Source organism: Sphingorhabdus sp., assembly GCF_040079335.1.
Taxonomy (GTDB): Bacteria; Pseudomonadota; Alphaproteobacteria; order Sphingomonadales; family Sphingomonadaceae; genus Sphingorhabdus_B.
Window position 1 is genome coordinate 42,794 of sequence record NZ_JBEBKL010000012.1, and the last position, 18,964, is coordinate 61,757.

Genomic DNA, 18,964 nt, shown 5'->3' on the forward strand with positions numbered 1-18,964 from the left:
GCGCTATTCGGCCGCTTCCAGCATAGGCTCTGCCGCAGCTGCCACCGGCTTCACCATCTCGCCAGCTTTCGAGAACAGCATCATGCCATCCTCGATCGGCTCTTCGGTCAGGATCTTCTTCTCCGCCTTATAATCCTGCAGCACGCGCCAGGGGTGGCGGTCGCCATTTTTGGGCAGCTTGTCGAACGAGCGCGCGAAATAGCCCGAGGAGAAGTCGTCGACCCACGGCAGGCGCGGCATATCGGCGTCGGCCAGATGCGGATTGGCAATCTGCACACCTTTTGCATCCATGGTCTTCAAAAGGCGGCAGACATAATCTGCAACGATATCGGTCTTCAGCGTCCAACTGGCATTCACATAGCCAAACACGCTCGCAAAGTTCGGAATATCGTTGAACATCATGCCCTTATAGCTGACATGCTCGTGCGGAGCGGTCGGCTTGCCATCGATGCTTAGATTGGTCTTGCCCATCATCACCAGGTTGAGGCCGGTTGCGGAGACGATGATGTCCGCCTCCAGCTCGCGCCCCGATTTCAACTTAATGCCGGTCGGGGTGAAATGGTCGATATGGTCGGTGACAATCTCTGCCTTGCCGCTGGAGATCGCGTTGAACATATCGGCATCGGGCACCAGACACAGTCTTTGCTCCCAAGGCGTGTAAGGCGGTGTGAAATCCTTTTCGAAATTTGGGTAATCGGCGGGAAGCATCTTGCGCGCCATTTCGATAATGCGCTTACCCATCTTCTGCGGTTTTTTTCGGGCCATATTATAAGTGAAGCGCTGCATCGCGATGTTGCGCCAGCGGGTGATCTTATACGCCATCATCTCGGGCAAGATGGCGCGCATCGTGTTGGCAAGCCAATCCTTTGCCGGGCGCGAAACCATATAGGTCGGCGTGCGCTGCAGCATATAGACCTTCTCGGCGGTCTCGGCCATCACCGGCACGATTGTGACGGCAGTCGCACCCGATCCGATCACGACGACCTTCTTACCCGCATAGTTCAGATTTTCCGGCCAATGCTGTGGGTGGATGATCCGCCCGGCATAGCTCGCTTCTTGCGGGAATTCGGGGCGATAGCCCTGATCATAATCATAATAGCCCGCGCACATGAACAGGAAGTTGGCGGTAAACTGAACCTCGGCGCCATCCTCTTCGCGGCGCGCGGTTATCGTCCAGCAGGCCTTGTCGGTCGACCAGTCTGCACCCAGCACGCGGTGGCGGAAACGGATATTGGGCGCGATGCCATATTCGTCGGCGGTTTCATGGACATATTTGTGAATCGCCGGGCCGTCTGCGATCGCCTTCGCCTCGGTCCACGGTTTGAAACGATAGCCGAGCGTGTGCATGTCCGAATCCGAACGGATGCCGGGATAGCGGAACAGATCCCACGTCCCGCCCATGTCGGCGCGCTGCTCGATCACGGCATAGCTTTTACCCGGACATTGCATAGTCAGATGCGCGGCAGCCGCGATCCCCGAAAGCCCCGCCCCGACGATCAGGACATCAAATTCTCCGCCATGCTGTTTCGCCACCATATTCGTCTCCTCCGCACCATTTAACCGTGCGCTTAAAAGGAAACTTACTGACATGGTTGCAGATTGCAACCCGTTTACATCAGGCTTTGGCTATTACCCCGAACAGGTCGTGCTCATCGGCGTCTTCTATAGTAACTTCAACAATATCGCCGGGTTGCAGCGTTTCGGGCATGTCACGCAGGAATACATTTCCGTCAATTTCCGGCGCATCGGCCTGGCTACGCGCGGTGGCACCGATACTGCCGTCCTCATCCGATTCCCCGACTTCATCGATGATGACGGGCAAAGTGCGCCCGACTTTGGCCGCCAGTTTGGCGGCGCTAATCGCGGCGGTCTTTTCCATTATCCGCTGGTAGCGTTCTTCCTTCACCTCTTCAGGCACCGGATTGGGCAACGCATTGGCGGCGGCCCCTTCGACGGGTTCAAACCGGAAGGCACCCACGCGGTCGAGCTGGGCTTCATCCAGCCAGTCGAGCAGATATTGGAAATCCGCCTCGGTCTCTCCGGGGAAGCCGACGACGAAGCTGGAGCGGATCGCAATATCGGGTGCGATGCTGCGCCAGTTGCGGATGCGTTCGAGCACCTTGGCTTCGTTGGCGGGCCGCTTCATCGCTTTCAGCACCGACGGTGCTGCATGCTGGAACGGGATATCGAGATAGGGCGTCAGCAACCCTTCGGCCATCAACGGGATGACATCGTCGACATGCGGATAGGGATAGACATAGTGCAACCGCACCCACGGCGCCCTGCCCTCTGCCGTGCGCAATTGCCCCAGTTCGCGCGCCAGATCGGTCATATGCGCGCGCACTTGGCGGCCTTTCCACTCGCGCGGTTCGTGGCGGGTATCGACGCCGTAAGCCGATGTATCCTGGCTGATGACAAGCAGTTCTTTCGTGCCCGCCGATACCAGCTTCTCGGCTTCACGCAGCACCGCATCGATCCGGCGGCTGACGAGCTTCCCACGCAAAGACGGAATGATGCAAAATGCGCAGCTGTGATTGCAGCCTTCCGAAATCTTCAGATAGCTGTAGTGGCGCGGCGTCAGTTTCAGCCCACCTTCGGGGACGAGGTCGACAAAGGCCCCGCGCGCCGGCGGGGCGGCGGCGTGCACTGCGGCCACTACATCCTCATATTGATGCGCGCCGGTGACGGCCAGCACCTCAGGGAAGCGCGCGCGGATCAGCTCTGCCTCATTGCCCATGCAGCCGGTGACAATCACCCGGCCATTTTCGGCAATCGCCTCACCGATCGCCTCAAGACTTTCCTCCTTGGCGCTGTCAAGGAAGCCGCAGGTGTTGACGAGCACGACGTCCGCACCCTCATAATCGGGCGACATTGCATAGCCGTCTGCACGCAGCTTGGTGAGGATGCGTTCGCTATCGACCAGCGCCTTGGGGCAGCCAAGCGAGACCATGCCCACCTTGGGCGCTTCTTGAATTTTCGTTGCCATATAGCGCGCGCCCTTAGGGCTTTTGCAACCGCTTGTCACCAAATTCCCCTCCCGCTTGCGGGAGGGGTCAGGGGAGGGTATGGTTTCGAACTAACTTGCGAGACAGGCCCTCCCCGCTCGCCCTTGGACTCTGTCCGGGGGATAGAGTCGGCGAGCCCCTCCCGCAAGCGGGAGGGGAGAACTCATGGCGAATGCAAATCTTCTGGCAATACTGGTTGCGGCGGCTTCCGGCTTCATGGTCGGCGGGCTTTGGTACGGTCCGTTGTTTGGCAAAGCGTGGCAGCGCGAAATCGGGCTATCGGACGATGAAATCAAATCGGGCAATATGGCCAAGATTTTCGGGATCACCTTCCTGTTCAGCCTCTTGTCGGCGGTGTTCCTCGGCCATCTGCTCTCGCATTTCGATACCGACTTTTACCGGACGATGATGATCTCCACCGGAATTGCGATCGGCTTTGTCGCCCCTGCCATCGGCACCAACTATCTGTACGGGCACAAATCGGGCAAGCTGTTCGCCATCGACGCCGGATACTGGATCGCTTTTTACGCAGCGATGGGGCTGGTTTTCGCGCTGCTCGGCGCCTGAGCCCTTATTTATACGCCGAACGCAACGCTTCGAGCGATTCGCGGTGCGTCAGGTCGAGTTGCAACGGTGTGACCGAGATGAAGCCGTCATCGACGACTTCCAGATCGGTATCATGGCCCGATGTATGCTCAACCCCGTGCAGGCCGAACCAGAAATAGTCATAGCCGCGCGGGTCGGTGCCCTTGACGATCGAGCCACGGCTGTAATCGTGGAAGCCCTGCCGCACGACCTGAATGCCCTTGACCGCATCGGGCGCGACCGCTGGAAAGTTCACATTCACCAGCGTGCGCGGAACGAAGGGGGTTGCGAGCAGCGGTGCCAGCACCTTTGGTCCCCACGCCTCGGCAGCCGAGAAGGGCACGGCATCGCCCATCCCTTCCTTGCCGTAAACCTGGCTCATCGCAATTGCGCGAACACCTGCCAGCGCGCCTTCCATCGCGGCGGAAACGGTGCCCGAATAGGTAATGTCGTCGCCCAGATTGGCGCCGCGATTGACGCCCGATAAAACGACGTCGGGTTTTGCATCCTTCATGATCACGCCGAGCGCGATCATCACTGAATCGGTCGGCGTGCCCGTCACCGAGAAATGCTGATGCCCATGTTCGCGGATGCGCACCGGGCGGGTGAGAGTCAGCGAATGGCCAGCGCCCGAATTTTCCTCGGCGGGTGCGACAATCCAGATATCGTCACTGAATTCGCGCGCGATCTTTTCGAGGACCTTGAGCCCGGGGGCATTCACGCCGTCGTCATTGGTAAGGAGGATGCGCATTTTTTTGAACCTTATCTTGTTTCGTCACCCCCGCGAAGGCGGGGGTCCATCACCGGCAGTTGAAATTTCGGCGGCAGGTGATGGATTCCCGCCTTCGCGGGATTGACGAGTGTTTATGTTGCGGGAACCAGCCTATCAGTTCCCCCCATATAGGGCTTCAGCACATCCGGAACCGACACGCTTCCATCTGGATTCTGGTAATTTTCGATCACCGCGACGAGCGTTCGGCCCACCGCCAGACCAGAGCCATTAAGCGTGTGAACGAACGCCGTCCCCTTGCCCTCAACCGGACGATAGCGCGCGTTCATGCGTCGCGCCTGGAAATCTCCGCAGTTCGAACAGCTCGAAATCTCGCGATACAGCCCCTGGCCCGGCAGCCATACCTCCAGATCATAGGTCTTGCGTGCGCCGAAGCCCATGTCGCCGGTGCACAGCAGCAGCTTGCGATAGGGCAGCTTTAGCGCCTGCAGCACGCTTTCCGCCGCAGCGGTCATCCGTTCATGCTCGGCCACGCTGTCTTCGGGGCGGGTGATCGAGACCAGTTCAACCTTTTCGAACTGGTGCTGGCGGATCAGGCCCTTGGTGTCCTTGCCGGCTGCACCTGCTTCGGAGCGGAAGCAAAGAGTGAGTGCGGTCATGCGAATGGGAAGCGCCGCATCGTCTAGGATTTTGCCGGCCTGGCTGCTGGTCAGCGATACCTCTGCGGTTGGGATGAGCCAGCGCCCATCGGTTGTGCGAAAGGAATCCTCGGCAAATTTTGGCAGCTTGTCGGTGCCATACATGGCGGCATCATTGACAAGGACGGGTGTGTTGCACTCGGCATAACCATTGGTCCCGGTCTGGTGGTCGAGCATGTACTGGCCAAGTGCCCGGTTCAGCCGCGCCATCTGCCCGCGCATGAAGGTGAATCGCGCACCTGAAATCGCTACACCGGTTTCAAAATCTAACCCCAGCGGTGGGCCAATTTCGCTGTGATCCTTTGCATCGAAATCGAAAGCGCGTGGGGTGCCCCAGCGGCTGACTTCGACATTGTCATGCTCGTCGGTACCCTGCGGCACCTCGTCGAAGGGCAGGTTCGGGATGGAGGCGAGGAGCGCATCCAGTTCGCCCGAAACTTCACGTTCCTGCTCCTCCAATAGCGGCAGCTTTTCCTTGAGCAGGCCGACCTCGGCCTTCAGCGCATCCGCAGTGGCAGCGTCACCTTTGCCCATCGCCGCGCCAATGGCTTTCGACGCCTCGTTGCGGCGTGACTGGCCCTCCTGCAGTTCGGTCAACACCGAACGGCGGCGTTCGTCTAGGGCAAGGATTTCGGCAGATACAGAAGCTGCCCCACGACGCGCCAGTGCGGCGTCGAATGCGACAGGATTTTCGCGGATGGATTTCAGGTCGTGCATTTCCAAGGCCTATGCCGAGCGGCGCGCGCGGGTGCAAGCATCATAAACGAAAAGGGCGGCCCGAAAGCCGCCCCCCTCAACATTTCGTGATGTCTGAAATTCAGGCTGCCTTGGACAGCTTCTTCTTCGCATTGCGGCGGCGGGCGAACAGCCCTGCTGCTGCTGCGCCAAAGAGCAATACCATCGGTGGGGCCGGAACGTCGGTTCCGCCGGTGCTGCTGGTGCTGCCACCGCTCGATGACGACGAAGAGCTGGAGCTGGACGAAGACGAACTGGAAGAGCTGCTGCTCGTCGAACCGCTCGATCCGGTCGAACCCGTGCTAGTGCTACCGCCAAAGCTCGACGAACCGCCCGAAGAGCTGCTCGATGAACTCGACGAAGATGAACTGCTCGACGACGATGAGGACCCGCTCGAACCGCTGGAGCCGCTCGAACCCGACGAGCCGCTGCTACCCGACGAACCCGAAGATCCGCCCGAACCACCGCTGCTGCCGTGATGTCCACCACTGCTGCCATGATGGCCGCCGCTGCTACCGCCCGGCTTGCCACCCGTGCTGCCGCCGCCCGAGGATGAACCTGAAGACGAGGAGCTGGATGAAGAAGAGCTGCTCGACGATGAAGACGAGGAGGAGCTTGACGAACTGGTGCTGTTGTTACCCGACGAGGTCGAAACGTTACCGCTCGAAGTGCTGACGCCACCCGTCGAAGTCGAAACGCCGCCGGTCGAGGTGCTGACACCGCCGGTCGACGTTGAAACGCCACCCGAGGTGCTGGAGGTGCTGGAACCGCCGGTCGAAGTGCTCGAACCGCCCGAGCCACCCGAAGAAGTGCTGGTCGAACCGGTCGAAGTTGACGAGATCACAACGGTTCCACCGCTGCTGCCACCACCGCCGCCCGAGAAGCCGCCGAAGAAACCACCGCCGAAACCACCGCCAAAACCGCCACCGATGACGACGGGAACGCCGCCACCACTGCTGCCGACGTCACCCATGGGGGGAAGCGGCGCATAGGGGATCGGCATCGGCATGCCCTGCGCGATTGCGACAGGCTGCGGCATGCAGGTTGTCGTCGTGGTGCGAACGACCTTACGGACGCGTTTGACCTTACGGACGGGGGCGTGGCGCGCAATCTTGCGGGCTTTCACGTGCTTCTTGGCCTTATGCACCTTTACCTGTGCAGGCGGCTGGTCTGCAATCTGCACGGCTCCGCCGCCGATAAGGGCACCGCCGCATGTGCAAGCGCACAATTTTGCCAAAGCCATCCGTACTGACATATTCCCTGACCTCTTCAGTCGTTGCGACGGTCAATTTACCGAGTCCGATAGATTCCCGCCCTTTGTCGATCCAATTGGGCAGAAGACTCCTTAAGCCGCAATTACATTAACCCTCTTCACCCGCCGACAACAAAAAAAATCGCACATATTCCGGTGTAAAATGACGAAACGTCCCGTTGTGGAACTGTTTGCTATGGCAGGTGTTAACTCTATCCGAAGTTATAGCTGATTGTTGCGTAAAATTTCCACAGACGATTCTCTCACGTTCGATTTGTCGCTTGTGCGCTCTTTGAGCCGCGTCTATAGCGCCCGCCAAGAGAGGGAATACGGGCTTTTTGGCCCCTGTTCTAGCCGTTCTTCGGTGGAGATTCTGCAATGAATGCAAGCACTCAAGTGCAAGACAAATCCGAAAAAATCAGCGAATTGGAGAGTGACCTAGACCCCGATTACGTGCCGTCCGATGGCGAGCCGTTCATGAGCGAAAAACAACTGCGCTACTTTGAACTGCAATTGCTCAAATGGCGCAAAGAGATTCTCGATGAATCGCGCGGAACGCTGAACCAGCTGCAAGACGGGCCCATTCGCGAACCCGATCTGAACGACCGCGCATCGAGCGAAACCGATTGGGGTATCGAACTGCGCACCCGCGATCGCCAGCGCAAACTGATTGCCAAAATCGATGCAGCGCTGCGTCGTATCAAGGAAGGCGAATATGGCTATTGCCAGGTAACCGGCGAACCGATCTCGCTCGCCCGCCTGCGCGCTCGCCCGATCGCCACCATGACGCTGGAGGCGCAGGAGCGCCACGAGCGCCAGGAACGTATCTCGCGCGACGATTGATAATGAAAGCGGCGTCCTTTTGATAAAAGGACGCCGAACCGACCCTAATAAGTGACGATTTTCACCTTCTGGCCCGACGTCAGTGTCGCGTTGCTGGCAAGGCCGTTTAGCGCCAGAAACCGTTCGGTCTGGAAATTCTTATAGGCCATTCGCCCTGAAAGGGTCGCAACGCTGTCATTCTTTCCAACCGTTACAACGCGCAATTTGCGTGGCTTGATTTCGGCCGCCTGCTTGTCGGTCATCCGCGTCACGCTTTCAAACATCGATGTGAAAGGTGTGCTGTTAGCGGGCGCGATGGTGACGAAGTGGAACGCCTGATTTGACGCCCATTCATAGGCGAATACTGTCAGCGTCACAGTTCCCGATTGCTGGGTCTGCACATTAGCGCTGGCATAAAAAGCGGGAATTCCATTAACTGTAGTCTGCTGAATCGAGCCATAATTGACCTGCTGCTGATCCCCAACCACGGCCTTGAAGGCGGCGTCGATATAGGCCTTGCGGTCGCCATTGAACGCCTGCGTCGTAAACAGCGCCTTACCGCCATTACCGCTGATAGTAACCGCCTGCGTACCATTCGACATTCCGAATCCAGAAGGCACCGCGAAGCGCAGACGCAGATCGGGGTGCAGGAATTCCTGCCCTTCGATCACGCCTTCCTTGGGATCATCATCATACATCATCCCGTCGATTGCCTTGTAATGCATATCGGCATTGCGGACCGTACTGGCCGGATATTTCTTCGCATTGGTCGCCGCGCGCACAACGCGTTTGGCCGGATCAGGGTGGGTGCTCGCCCATTCAGGCACCGAGTGCGCGTTGAGCCCCGCCACCTTGGCATCCACCGCCGTCTGCAGCGCGAGCGAATTGAGCATGGCTGACAAGGCAGACGGATCATAACCGGCCTTGCTGAGATATTTGATCCCCAGATCGTCGGCTTGCTCTTCCTGTCCGCGCGAATATTTCAGGGTAAACAGCTGCGCCAATTGTCCAGAATATTGCTTCGCAGCGCCACCCAAGGCGCCTGCTAGGCCGCCATTGTCACCAATCATCGCGCCACCGATTGTGCCGAGTACGCCGATGATACTGGCAAGCGTCGCTTGTTTCTGGCGTTTCTTGCTGTGGCGGGCCGCTGTGTGCCCGACTTCATGGCCAAGCACGCCCGCCATTTCGGCCTCGCTGTTGCAAAGTGCCGCAAGCTGGCGGGTGATATAAACATAGCCACCCTCGATTGCGAATGCGTTGTTTACTGCGGAATTGAGGAAGGTCACTGTGAACTCGCCCTCGCTGTTCGCGAGGCCCGATTGCAGAGCAATCTTCTTGCCCACCCGCTCGACATAGGCCGTCTGCGGGCTTTGATAGGCTCCGCCAAATTCCTTCAGAATTTCAGGGTGATATTTCGCACCATTGGCCTTTTCTTTCGATGAAAAGGGTAAGGGTTCGCTGCTTTTCGATTTTGCGGCAAATGCGCCTTCGGTCGAAATGGCACCAACGGCCAGCGCCGAGGCTGCGAGGGTCAAGAGCAGTTTGTTACGCACGACAGACTCCTTTTAATGCGCATGCACTTTAGCACGCAATCACAGGAGTCTAGGTAAATTGTTGCAGCTGGCCCTGATATGAACCGGGGCAGGAAAACGCGTTAAAACTGCCCCATCGCCAGAAACTTGGCATGGCGACGCTTTTTCACTTCGCCCCGGCTCAGATTTTCCAGTTCGCCAAGCGATTGTGACAGCGCCTTGCCAAGATTGGCAGCTGCAGCGGCATGATCGCGGTGTGCGCCGCCCATCGGCTCCGGCACAATCGCATCGATGACGCCCAGCGATTTCAGGTCGGCGGCAGTCACTTTCATCGCCTGGGCCGCATCCGCCGCACGATCATTGGTGCGCCACAGGATCGAGGCGCAGCCTTCGGGCGAAATCACGGCATAGACCGCATGTTCGAACATCAGGACCCGATCCGCCGCAGCGAGCGCAACCGCACCACCCGAGCCACCTTCACCGACGATGCACGAAATCATCGGCACCCCGAGTTGCAGGCATTTTTCGGTCGATCGGGCGATCGCCTCGGCCTGTCCGCGCTCTTCGGCCTGGACGCCGGGAAAGGCACCCGAGGTGTCGACCAGCGAAACCACTGGCAGTCCGAAACGGTCGGCAAGTTCCATCAGGCGGATCGCTTTACGATAACCTTCAGGTTTGCCCATGCCGAAATTGTGCCGCAAGCGGCTTTCGGTGTCGTCACCCTTTTCGTGACCGATAAGCACCACGCGGCGATCGCCCAAGCGCGCCAGACCGCCTATTATTGCCTGATCGTCGCCAAAAGCACGATCCCCGGCGAGTGGCAGGAAATCATCAAACAGATTGGCGACAAAATGCTTGAAATGCGGACGCTCTGGATGGCGGGCAACTTGCGTTTTCTGCCAAGGCGTCAGCTTTGAATAGGTATCGGCCAGCAGCTTGTCCGCCTTGGCGCGCAATTTTCCGATTTCGCTGGCGGCATCAATTTCGGTTTCACCCGCCGTGTCTTCCAGTTCCTGGATGCGAGCTTCGAGTGCGGCGACCGGCTTTTCGAAATCGAGATAGACTGTCATGCCTCGCCGTTAGAACCTGCAGGCGGCGGGGTCAACGAGAGAGCTTGCGTTTTGCGAGCGGGTGCCGCTGGTTCACCAGCTCGACCAGCTTCGACGAATCGACATGGGTGTAGATCTGTGTGGTGGCGATATCGGCATGGCCGAGCATCGCCTGCAGCGCGCGCAAATTGGCACCGCCAGCGAGCAAATGGGTGGCGAAGGCGTGACGCAGCACATGCGGGCTGACCTTGGCTGGATCGATACCGGATTCGGCCGCCAGTTCGCGTATGATCTGGAACAGGCGAATGCGGCTGATATGCACATCGCCCTTGCCCGAGGCCCTCGCCGCCCGCGATGGGAAAAGATATTTCGAATCCTTGGGGACAAAGGCGTGCCAAGTACCGACCGCCTGCCTTGCGCGGTCCGAAATCGGTACCAGCCGTTCCTTGGCACCTTTGCCGATCAGGATGATATATGGCCTATCGCGAACAATCGACGTGCGCGGAAGGGCGACAAGTTCGGTTGCGCGCAAGCCCGACCCATAGAGCAGTTCAACTAGCGCCGATAGGCGATAGTCCAGCGGTGATGGTTTGGTTTTGGCCAACCGCACTTCGATTGATGCAAACAAGGCCTCGACCTCGGCTACATCAAGTATCTTGGGAAGCGAACGGCTTTGCACCGGGCGCGGCAGGGCGGCGGAGGGGTTATCGGGCCGGAACCCCTCTTCTTCCAAAAATCCGAAAAAACCGCGCAATGCAGCCGCTTTTCGCGCAATCGAACTATTGGCAAGGTGCGACCAGCCAGCGGTCAAAATCGCCAGCGTTTCCTTGCTCGCTGCGGCCAATTTGCCTGCCAGCATTTCGGAGGCTGCTGCCAGATCGCTGCGATAGGCAAGCAGGGTGTTTCGCGCGACACCGCGTTCTGCGGCCAGCATTTCGAGGAATCGCTCAATCAGATCGGCATCGGCGCCCGGGTTGATCTGGCTGTTCAACTGCGCCTCAACTCCAGCTTACAGCCTCTGCGGCGATCATCCGGGCTTCGCCATCAAGGCCTACCTGATTGAGCGCGCGCACGATGTGAAACAGGTGGTGCGGCGGAATATCCTGCCAGCCGGTGCCCTGCAAAGCCGAGGCAGCGAGCAAAACAACCGTACCGCTTTCCCCGCGTTGCGCCGCCGATGCGATTGCCCGTGACCAGCCGCTTTCCTTGCGGATGTTGACCTCAAGTGTCTCCGAAAAATCGGTAATCGCCGCTGCTTCCACCCGGCCAAGCCCGGCAAGTCCCGCCAACAGAAATTTCGATTTGCGATAATCGGCGCTGTCATCATTGCTGCGGAAATCGTCGAGCTCGCCTTCGTTGATCGCCCCGCGCCATCCGGCGGCCGCACAGGCGAGCAAACCCCAACCGAGTGAGCCGCCATCAACGATCGAGGCCCAGCGAACCGCCTGTTCGTCAAAGCCAGCCGACAGCATCGACGCTATCAGCCTGTCGGCTTCCCCCGCATGATCTTCGCTAGGCGCGATGAGCGCCGCGGCCCGCGCCGTCAAAACCAGTGCTGACCTGCGCTGGTCTGGTGTCGATCCGCCATCCCACAAGTCGGCCATCGCGGCGATCTTGGCAGCATTGCTATTATCGGCATAGGCCGTTTGCAACGATTCGCCGCGTGCCTTAATGTCTGCGGGCACATCGGGATCTTCAAAGGCGACACTGTAAATATCGACCAGCGCGCGATTGGACAGCACGCCCATAGCCGCTGCTGCGGGGGCCGAGCGCATACGCGCTGGCAGCGAAGCCGTGGGCAGTTGCGCGACCCAGCCATTAACCTGCCTGCCTGCCTTTGCATAAAGCGCCTCTGGCGGCTCGACACCGGTTGCCTGCCCGATGCCGTGGCGCCATGTTGTAAAGCCCTTGGCATTTTCCCATTCGATCTTGACCGAACGACGCCCCTGGACCCCGGCCCCGACCGCCTTTTCGCCGAGTAGATAATCAATGCCTTTGAGCCAGCCACGCGCGCGCGCCTGATTGAGCAGTGCGGTTGCACGGCCTTGCTCCCCAGCGAGCGAGGCGCAGATCGGTTGCGCCATCCGCCAGGTGCCTTCACCGGTCTGCTGCGCACCAGCGTCAGCCACAGGGCACATGCCGGACAAATCGGCATTGGCCAGGAAAACCGGCATCGCGACCTGATAGAGCCGCTTGGTATATCGATCCGAATCGACCTGTTGCACCAACTGGCGCGCCGCAACCGCATCGCCCATGCGCAACAGCAGCCAGCTGCGTTCGGCGGCCCAATCGGCGCCATTGATGTTGCGCGGGGTCGCCGTGCGGCTGGCGAGCAAGCGGCGGGTCATGATCGTGCCCCAGCGCGAGGCAAGCGGGCCGTTGGTCCGCTGCACAACCTGCGTTAAAAATTTGCCGTCTAGCGCGCCGAAAGCGTCCGCCGGGAAGCCGCCCGATGCATCGGTGAACAACCCGACCGCTTTCAGCGAGCGCCGCGCGGTGGGTGGCACATCGTAACGGACTTCGGTTTCTTCTTCGTCTTCCTCATCTTTTTCGGGATCTTTGGAAGTCGCGGCAGGCGCAGCGGTATCGTTGGACGGAGTCGCTGAAGGCGATGTCGGCGCGCCATCAGTGGGCCGCGTTGTATTGGAACTTGGCGGCGGCGCGGGCCGTGCTGCGGGCGGCGGTGCAGGATCGTTAAAGCCTGGAGGCAACAGCGACTCTGGCCCCTGCTGACCCAAAACGGGGATCGTATAGACCAACGCTGCAACGCCTGCCGTTGCACACAGAAGCATCGAAGTGCGCTGCTTTGCCATATCAGTCTTTACCACTCGCTCCGTCAGTTTCGGGCCGGATTCCCGGCAGAACCTCTATTTCGACCACCCTTTGCGGCTGTTCGCTGCCCAGCCATTCGAAGAAAAACAGCGCCGCGACAAGCACAATCGCCACTGCCAACCACGGCCAGATGCGCTTGGCCTTCGGCTTACCTCGCACTTTTCCTCCTGAATCCGCCAATTGGCAAAGGGCTTTCCGGCAAGGGTTAGCCGATATATAGCGCCCATCGCAATGGCTTCGCGACCCGACACCGCATCTGTTACATTTGACGGCACAGACCGATCGATCGTGCTTGTCGGCATGATGGGGGTGGGCAAATCGACAATCGGCAAATTACTCGCCGGAAAGCTGGGACTTTCCTTTGTCGATTCCGACGAGGAAATCGAAAAAGCCGCCGGCATGCCGATTTCAGAGATATTCGACCGCTTCGGCGAACCCGGTTTTCGCGACGGTGAACGGCGGGTGATCGCGCGGCTGATCGCCGAAGGGCCAAAAGTGATCGCGACCGGTGGTGGCGCTTTTATCAACGATGAAACCCGCAGGCTCATTAAAGAAAAGTGCCGGTCGGTCTGGATCGATGCCGATCTGGATGTGCTAATCGAGCGCGTGTCGCGCCGCAGCAACCGGCCGCTGCTGGTTGGGAAAGACCCGCGCGACGTGCTGACCGACCTTGCGGCCAAGCGCACGCCTTTTTATGCGGAAGCCGACATTCATGTCCGCAGCGATTCCGGGCCGCATACCCGCACCGTAAACCAGATATTGGAGGCATTGGCCTAATGGACAGAATAGCAGTCAGCCTCGAAGGCAGGCCTTATGACGTCCTGATCGAGCAGGGCCTGATTGGCAAGGCGGGCGAATTGCTCGCCCCTTATGCGCGCAGCGGGCGCTTGCTGATCGTCACCGATACCCATGTCGGCCAGCATGTCCTGCCAATATTCGCCGCGTCGTTGCAGGAAGCCGGGCTAAGCTATGCCGCCCACCTGCTGCCCGCAGGCGAAGGCGCCAAAAGCTGGGCCGAACTGGAACGGCTGGTCGATTGGTTGCTTGCCGAGCATGTCGAGCGCAGCGACCATATTGTCGCATTGGGCGGCGGCGTTGTCGGCGACATCACGGGCTTTGCCGCGCATATCGTCAAACGCGGCTGCCATTTCGTTCAGGTGCCGACGACCTTGCTGGCGCAGGTCGACAGCAGTGTTGGCGGAAAGACGGCAATCAACAGCAGCGCTGGCAAGAATCTGGTCGGCGCGTTCCACCAACCCGCGCTGGTGCTGATCGATCCGGACGTGCTCGATACGCTGCCCCGCCGCGAACTGGGCGCGGGCTATGCCGAGGTCGTCAAATATGGCCTGATCGACGCGCCCGAATTTTTCGACTGGTGCGAAGCCAATATCGACGCCTTTCTGGCGGGGGATGCAGAAGCGCGCCGCTACGCGATTGCCCGTTCGGTCGACGCAAAGGCGCGGATTGTGGCGGCGGACGAAAAGGAACTGACCGGCGTCCGCGCGCTCCTCAATCTGGGGCACACTTTCGGCCATGCACTGGAGGCGGAGACGGGCTATTCGGACAAGCTACTCCACGGCGAAGGTGTGGCGGCGGGCATGGCGCTGGCTTTCCGCTATTCGGTGCGCCGCGGACATTGTCCCGCTGGCGATGCAGAACGCGTTGCTGCGCATCTGGAAAAGGCCGGACTGCCGACAACGCTGCGTTCTGCCCAAGTTGACACCAACGGCGAAAATCTGGTCGATCATATGCTGCACGACAAAAAGAAGAGTGGTGGCACCCTGCCCTTCCTGCTGGCCAATGGCATCGGCCAGACATTTCTGGCGAAGGATGTCGATCTGGAAGATGTGGCTGCCTTCCTCAATGAAGAGCGTGATCGCTAACCTTCATCCATCGCAAAATCGTCCGATTCCTTGCCGCCAAAGCTGTGGCGCGATCCGGCGCGCATATTGCCGGTCTTGAACTGCGCCTTCAGCCGAACAAGATCACGGCGGCGAAATTCGGTGACGGCCTGTTCGGCAACCGACGGATCGACATTGATAGAGCGCAGTGCGTCCTCAGCCATTTGTACTGATGATTCAAAAACTTCCCGCGTAATCTTCAGATCGTCTGCAGGCATGAGTTCGAGCATCTGCCGCCGGTCATAGGCGCGGACAAACAGTTTCGCATTGGGAAAGGTTTCGCGCACCGCGATCAGCCCGTCGGCATCCAGATCGCGGTCGTCCATACAAAACAGGATAGCGCAGGACTCATCTGCGCCCGCACGCCGCAGCAGGTCTATACGCGTCCCGTCGCCATAAAATACCTTGCGGCCGAACTCGCCGCTGACGTCGATCTGCTCGGGCTTGATGTCGATCAGGGTGATGGACAGGCCCGCCGCCTGCATGATTTGCCCGACCGTTTGGCCAAAGCGGCCGTGGCCGACGATGATGATGCTGGCCTGCGCCGCCAATTCCGGATCGTCGAGCGTGACGTCGCTGGTCCGCCGCCGCGCGGCCAGACGGCCTGCAAGGATCATCAGGAACGGCGTCGTCGCCATCGACAGCGTGACCACTGCGCCAAACAGGCTTGCGGCCTCGGGCTCGATCAGCAACGCATTTTGCGACGCGGTGAACAGCACGAAACCGAATTCGCCACCCTGACTCAGTAGCAGCGCCATGATGATCGACGCACTGTTGTTCAGCCCGAAGAGGCGACCCAGAGCGAAAACCACCGCAGTTTTGACGAGAACCAGACCCGCCGCCAATCCGACAATCAGCAAGGGCTGCGCCGCGATAACATCAAGGTCGAGCATCATTCCGACAGCGAGGAAGAACAGCCCGAGCAGGATCGAGCGGAACGGATCGATATCCGCCTCCAGCTCGTGCCGGTAAGGCGATTCAGCGAGCATCACGCCTGCCACAAATGCCCCGAGCGCCGCTGAAACGCCAATCGACTGCATCAGGGCAGCGCTGGCGCACACAGCAAACAGCCCGGTGACGATGAACAGTTCGCGCTCCGAAACCCGCCCAACCAGCCGCAGCAGAGGCGACAGCACATAGCGCCCGGCCAGTATCAACCCGCCAATCGCGAGCACGGCGTAGATGGCCAGCACAAGCCCGCTGGGCGCGCCTTCTTGCGCCGGTGCGCGTGACAATGCGGCAACGATAGTCAGCAAGGGGACAATCGAGATGTCCTGAAACAGCAGGATGGCGAAGCTTTTCTCACCATAATCGGTCTTCAACCGACCGCGCGATTGCAGCAGCGGCAAGACCTGTGCAGTCGAACTGAGGCCTAGCGGAAGCCCCAGCACCAGCGCCGCCTCCCAACTGAACGGCAACACGGCGTAAATGATCACAAACATGGCAAGGCCGCACAAAGCGACCTGCAGCGGCCCGAACAGCAAGATATCGCGCCGCATCACCCACAACCGCGAGGGTGATAGCTCGAGCCCGACAAGGAACAGCAGCAGAATGATGCCTATTTCGGCAAAGCTGAGGATGGTTTCGGGATCGCCGGTCAGCCCCAAAACATCAGGCCCGATAATGATCCCCGCGACCAGATAGCCCAGCACCGCACCCAGCCCCAATTTGCGGAAGACCAGCACGGCAACCAGCGCCGCCCCAAGCAGGATCGCGCCGGTGGTCAAAATGTCAGTCAGGAAATGATGACCCTCTTCCATCATTCCTTCTCTGCAACGGCGGCGAGAACCGCATCATAAGGCAGCAGGATCGCCGCGTGGCGGGCTGGATAGGCGCGCGCGGTTTCAAGCACAGCCAATTCCTGCCTGCATTGTTCGAAATTGCCGTCGCCGGACAAGGCCTTGGCCAAGGCGGTTCGCATTCCCTCAATCTCACCGACTGAAGCGCCCGGTCCTATTTGGCGCAGCAACGCCGCAGAAGCCTGGCCGATCGCGCAGGCATGGGCGCGAAACGCAAGTGCCGCGACCTGGCCGCTATCATCGAGTTGAACATCAGCGCTGATCTCACTGCCGCAAACCGGCGAACGGCGTGTGGCGCTGGCATGTGCACCCTCCAACCGGTCTCCAAAAGGCAGGCTGGCTGCAAGCCGCAATATGTCTTTGGTGTAAAGCTGGGGCTTCGGCGGTATCGGGCGTGCGGCAAGATCAGCCGACATCGCTGCCCTCTTCGCCATCCCCCGCCTGCCGCTCTCGAATGAATTCGGACAAGGCTTCGCCCGATGCATTGAGCAAAGGATAGGTGCGCGATTTGGTCATCCATTCGGGACGTTCAACCTTGCTGCCATAAGCGACATCGAAGACCAAAACGAGCAGCAGGAACAGCAATGTTGCCCCGATCAACCCTTTGACTGCGCCAAAGCCAAATCCGAGCACGCGATCAAATGGCCCCAAAACCGACTTGCGGCTTTTTTCGCCAATTTTCGCGGCGCCCCAGCGACCGAGCGAGTAAGTGAGCACAGCGACTATAAGAAATCCGAGCACGGCGGCGCCCGCTTCGGTGCCAACCGGGCCATAGAGAAATTCGGTCACCGGCGTGTGGACGAATTTGATCGCGGCAACGACCAGCACCCAGACGAGCAACAGCAGCACTTCCTGCGTGAAGCCGCGCATGAAGCCGAAAATCGCACCCGAGCCGATCAGGAACAAGACAATGATATCGAATGCGGACATGCCGCTTGGTTAGTCGCGCCCGAGAATATGGTCAACGAGATACGCGAGCGTGCGGAATTGCTTCAGCTGCATCCCGCCCGCTTCCTGCACGGATGGCGGCACCATCGCGCGCTGGAAGCCCAGCTTGGCCGACTCCTTCAATCGCAGCCCCGCATGTGCCACCGGGCGAACCTCACCCGACAGCGACACTTCGCCAAACAGCACCGCATCGGACGGCAAGGGTTTTTCCGCCAGCGCCGAAACCAGTGCGGCCGCAACTGCCAGATCGGCGGCAGGATCCGAAATCCGGTAACCGCCCGAAATATTCAGATAAACCTCTGCGGTCGAAAAGCTGAGGCCGCAGCGCGCTTCAAGCACGGCCAATATCATCGCAAGCCGCCCACTGTCCCAACCGACCACCGCGCGGCGTGGGGTAGCCCCGCTCGACAGGCGCACGGTGAGTGCCTGAATCTCGACCAGCACCGGCCTTGTGCCCTCAAGTGCCGGAAACACTGTCGCGCCGGTCACCTGCTCTGCCCGGTCGGTCAGGAACAGCGCGCTGGGGTTGCCGACCTCGGCCAGCCCCTCCTCCGCCATCGCGAACACGCCGATCTCGTCGGTGCCGCCAAAGCGGTTCTTGTTGGCGCGCAGGATGCGATATTGGTGGCTACGCTCGCCCTCAAACGCCAGCACGGTATCGACCATATGTTCGAGCACGCGCGGCCCCGCAATGCTGCCATCCTTGGTGACATGGCCGACGAGCATCAGCGCGGTGCCGCGTTCCTTGGCAAAGCGGATCAGTTCCTGCGCCGAGGCACGCACCTGACTGACCGTGCCCGGCGCGCCTTCGATCAGGTCGCTGTGCATCGTCTGGATCGAATCGATAACCAGCAAGGCAGGCGGTTTCGTGCCCCCCAGCGTCGTCAAAATGTCGCGTACCGAGGTCGCCGCCGCCAGCTGCACCGGCGCATCGCCAAGCCCCAGCCGCCGCGCGCGCAACCGCACCTGATCGACCGCTTCCTCCCCCGAAATATAGGCGACATCGAGCCCGCGCAGCGCAAGATTGGCCGCCGTCTGCAACAGCAAGGTCGATTTCCCGATCCCCGGATCCC

The 18,964-nt window shown here is 60.0% G+C and carries 19 protein-coding genes; 6 read left to right on the plus strand and 13 right to left on the minus strand.

Going from position 1 to position 18,964, the window contains the following annotated elements:
* Nucleotides 1–3 precede the first annotated feature (3 nt).
* Both ABL922_RS05555 and rimO read right to left on the minus strand, forming a co-directional pair.
* Complete coding sequence (locus ABL922_RS05555) at nt 4–1,536, minus strand: NAD(P)/FAD-dependent oxidoreductase (protein WP_349023212.1); 1,533 nt, start codon at nt 1,534–1,536, stop codon at nt 4–6.
* 79 nt (nt 1,537–1,615) lie between these two features.
* A complete protein-coding gene (gene rimO / locus ABL922_RS05560) occupies nt 1,616–2,986 on the minus strand; it encodes a 30S ribosomal protein S12 methylthiotransferase RimO (protein ID WP_349023213.1) in 1,371 nt (456 codons plus the stop codon).
* Between the two features lie 184 nt (nt 2,987–3,170).
* Between rimO and ABL922_RS05565 the strand changes: the two genes are divergently transcribed.
* Entirely contained in the window at nt 3,171–3,572 is a 402-nt protein-coding gene (locus ABL922_RS05565; RefSeq protein ID WP_349023214.1) for a DUF1761 domain-containing protein, read from the plus strand.
* Nucleotides 3,573–3,576: 4 nt separating this feature from the next.
* Here ABL922_RS05565 and surE read toward each other — a convergent pair whose 3' ends face one another.
* Nucleotides 3,577–4,341: a 5'/3'-nucleotidase SurE gene (gene surE, locus ABL922_RS05570; RefSeq protein ID WP_349023215.1), complete on the minus strand. Its 765-nt coding sequence runs from the start codon at nt 4,339–4,341 to the stop codon at nt 3,577–3,579.
* A gap of 113 nt (nt 4,342–4,454) precedes the next feature.
* A complete protein-coding gene (gene serS / locus ABL922_RS05575) occupies nt 4,455–5,735 on the minus strand; it encodes a serine--tRNA ligase (protein WP_349023216.1) in 1,281 nt (426 codons plus the stop codon).
* 89 nt (nt 5,736–5,824) lie between these two features.
* Between serS and ABL922_RS05580 the strand changes: the two genes are divergently transcribed.
* The 3 genes from ABL922_RS05580 (at nt 5,825) to dksA (ending at nt 7,848) form a co-directional block, all read left to right on the plus strand.
* Nucleotides 5,825–6,232, plus strand: a complete 408-nt coding sequence (locus ABL922_RS05580) for a hypothetical protein (protein ID WP_349023217.1) — start codon at nt 5,825–5,827, stop codon at nt 6,230–6,232.
* Between the two features lie 45 nt (nt 6,233–6,277).
* Entirely contained in the window at nt 6,278–6,745 is a 468-nt protein-coding gene (locus tag ABL922_RS05585) for a hypothetical protein (protein WP_349023218.1), read from the plus strand.
* Nucleotides 6,746–7,482: 737 nt separating this feature from the next.
* Nucleotides 7,483–7,848, plus strand: a complete 366-nt coding sequence (dksA, locus tag ABL922_RS05590; protein ID WP_349023234.1) for an RNA polymerase-binding protein DksA — start codon at nt 7,483–7,485, stop codon at nt 7,846–7,848.
* Between the two features lie 44 nt (nt 7,849–7,892).
* On the opposite strand, the gene ABL922_RS05595 is transcribed toward dksA, so the two are convergent.
* The 5 genes from ABL922_RS05595 to ABL922_RS05615 all read right to left on the minus strand — a co-directional run bounded on the left by ABL922_RS05595 (nt 7,893) and on the right by ABL922_RS05615 (nt 13,402).
* Nucleotides 7,893–9,383 carry a M48 family metalloprotease gene (locus ABL922_RS05595; RefSeq protein WP_349023219.1) on the minus strand — a complete coding sequence of 497 codons (1,491 nt, stop codon included), beginning with the start codon at nt 9,381–9,383 and terminating at the stop codon, nt 7,893–7,895.
* 101 nt (nt 9,384–9,484) lie between these two features.
* Nucleotides 9,485–10,432, minus strand: a complete 948-nt coding sequence (locus tag ABL922_RS05600; protein WP_349023220.1) for an acetyl-CoA carboxylase carboxyltransferase subunit alpha — start codon at nt 10,430–10,432, stop codon at nt 9,485–9,487.
* Between the two features lie 31 nt (nt 10,433–10,463).
* On the minus strand, nt 10,464–11,402 hold the full coding sequence (locus tag ABL922_RS05605) for a tyrosine-type recombinase/integrase (RefSeq protein WP_349023221.1): 939 nt from the start codon (nt 11,400–11,402) through the stop codon (nt 10,464–10,466).
* Between the two features lie 7 nt (nt 11,403–11,409).
* Nucleotides 11,410–13,203 carry a hypothetical protein gene (locus tag ABL922_RS05610; protein ID WP_349023222.1) on the minus strand — a complete coding sequence of 598 codons (1,794 nt, stop codon included), beginning with the start codon at nt 13,201–13,203 and terminating at the stop codon, nt 11,410–11,412.
* A 22-nt stretch (nt 13,204–13,225) separates the two neighbouring features.
* Nucleotides 13,226–13,402 (minus strand): hypothetical protein, encoded by a 177-nt coding sequence (locus ABL922_RS05615; RefSeq protein WP_349023223.1) that lies wholly within the window; start codon nt 13,400–13,402, stop codon nt 13,226–13,228.
* Nucleotides 13,403–13,474: 72 nt separating this feature from the next.
* Between ABL922_RS05615 and ABL922_RS05620 the strand changes: the two genes are divergently transcribed.
* On the plus strand, nt 13,475–14,020 hold the full coding sequence (locus tag ABL922_RS05620; protein WP_349023224.1) for a shikimate kinase: 546 nt from the start codon (nt 13,475–13,477) through the stop codon (nt 14,018–14,020).
* Nucleotides 14,020–15,126 (plus strand): 3-dehydroquinate synthase, encoded by a 1,107-nt coding sequence (aroB, locus tag ABL922_RS05625; protein WP_349023225.1) that lies wholly within the window; start codon nt 14,020–14,022, stop codon nt 15,124–15,126. The genes ABL922_RS05620 and aroB overlap by 1 nt, the downstream gene beginning before the upstream one ends.
* On the opposite strand, the gene ABL922_RS05630 is transcribed toward aroB, so the two are convergent.
* From ABL922_RS05630 to radA, 4 genes are all read right to left on the minus strand, one after another.
* Nucleotides 15,123–16,907 carry a monovalent cation:proton antiporter-2 (CPA2) family protein gene (locus ABL922_RS05630; protein WP_349023226.1) on the minus strand — a complete coding sequence of 595 codons (1,785 nt, stop codon included), beginning with the start codon at nt 16,905–16,907 and terminating at the stop codon, nt 15,123–15,125. The genes aroB and ABL922_RS05630 overlap by 4 nt on opposite strands.
* The gene (locus ABL922_RS05635) at nt 16,904–17,377 is read right to left on the minus strand and encodes an iron-sulfur cluster assembly scaffold protein (RefSeq protein WP_349023227.1); all 474 of its coding nucleotides are present in this window, start codon (nt 17,375–17,377) and stop codon (nt 16,904–16,906) included. The genes ABL922_RS05630 and ABL922_RS05635 overlap by 4 nt, the downstream gene beginning before the upstream one ends.
* The gene (locus ABL922_RS05640; RefSeq protein WP_349023228.1) at nt 17,349–17,873 is read right to left on the minus strand and encodes a CvpA family protein; all 525 of its coding nucleotides are present in this window, start codon (nt 17,871–17,873) and stop codon (nt 17,349–17,351) included. Before ABL922_RS05640 ends, ABL922_RS05635 begins: the two co-directional genes overlap by 29 nt.
* 9 nt (nt 17,874–17,882) lie before the next feature.
* The coding region (radA, locus tag ABL922_RS05645) for a DNA repair protein RadA (protein ID WP_349023229.1) at nt 17,883–18,964 on the minus strand (1,082 nt) is incomplete at its 5' end.

Coding starts and splice junctions, on each gene's coding strand:
- ABL922_RS05555 (WP_349023212.1), bottom strand. CDS start 1,536: ATGGTGGCGAAACAGCATGGCGGAGAATTTGATGTCCTGATCGTCGGG.
- ABL922_RS05620 (WP_349023224.1), top strand. CDS start 13,475: ATGGCTTCGCGACCCGACACCGCATCTGTTACATTTGACGGCACAGAC.
- ABL922_RS05600 (WP_349023220.1), bottom strand. CDS start 10,432: ATGACAGTCTATCTCGATTTCGAAAAGCCGGTCGCCGCACTCGAAGCT.
- ABL922_RS05640 (WP_349023228.1), bottom strand. CDS start 17,873: ATGTCCGCATTCGATATCATTGTCTTGTTCCTGATCGGCTCGGGTGCG.
- ABL922_RS05635 (WP_349023227.1), bottom strand. CDS start 17,377: ATGGCGAAGAGGGCAGCGATGTCGGCTGATCTTGCCGCACGCCCGATA.
- aroB (WP_349023225.1), top strand. CDS start 14,020: ATGGACAGAATAGCAGTCAGCCTCGAAGGCAGGCCTTATGACGTCCTG.
- rimO (WP_349023213.1), bottom strand. CDS start 2,986: ATGGCAACGAAAATTCAAGAAGCGCCCAAGGTGGGCATGGTCTCGCTT.
- ABL922_RS05630 (WP_349023226.1), bottom strand. CDS start 16,907: ATGATGGAAGAGGGTCATCATTTCCTGACTGACATTTTGACCACCGGC.
- dksA (WP_349023234.1), top strand. CDS start 7,483: ATGAGCGAAAAACAACTGCGCTACTTTGAACTGCAATTGCTCAAATGG.
- ABL922_RS05580 (WP_349023217.1), top strand. CDS start 5,825: ATGTCTGAAATTCAGGCTGCCTTGGACAGCTTCTTCTTCGCATTGCGG.
- serS (WP_349023216.1), bottom strand. CDS start 5,735: ATGCACGACCTGAAATCCATCCGCGAAAATCCTGTCGCATTCGACGCC.
- ABL922_RS05565 (WP_349023214.1), top strand. CDS start 3,171: ATGGCGAATGCAAATCTTCTGGCAATACTGGTTGCGGCGGCTTCCGGC.
- ABL922_RS05610 (WP_349023222.1), bottom strand. CDS start 13,203: ATGCTTCTGTGTGCAACGGCAGGCGTTGCAGCGTTGGTCTATACGATC.
- surE (WP_349023215.1), bottom strand. CDS start 4,341: ATGCGCATCCTCCTTACCAATGACGACGGCGTGAATGCCCCCGGGCTC.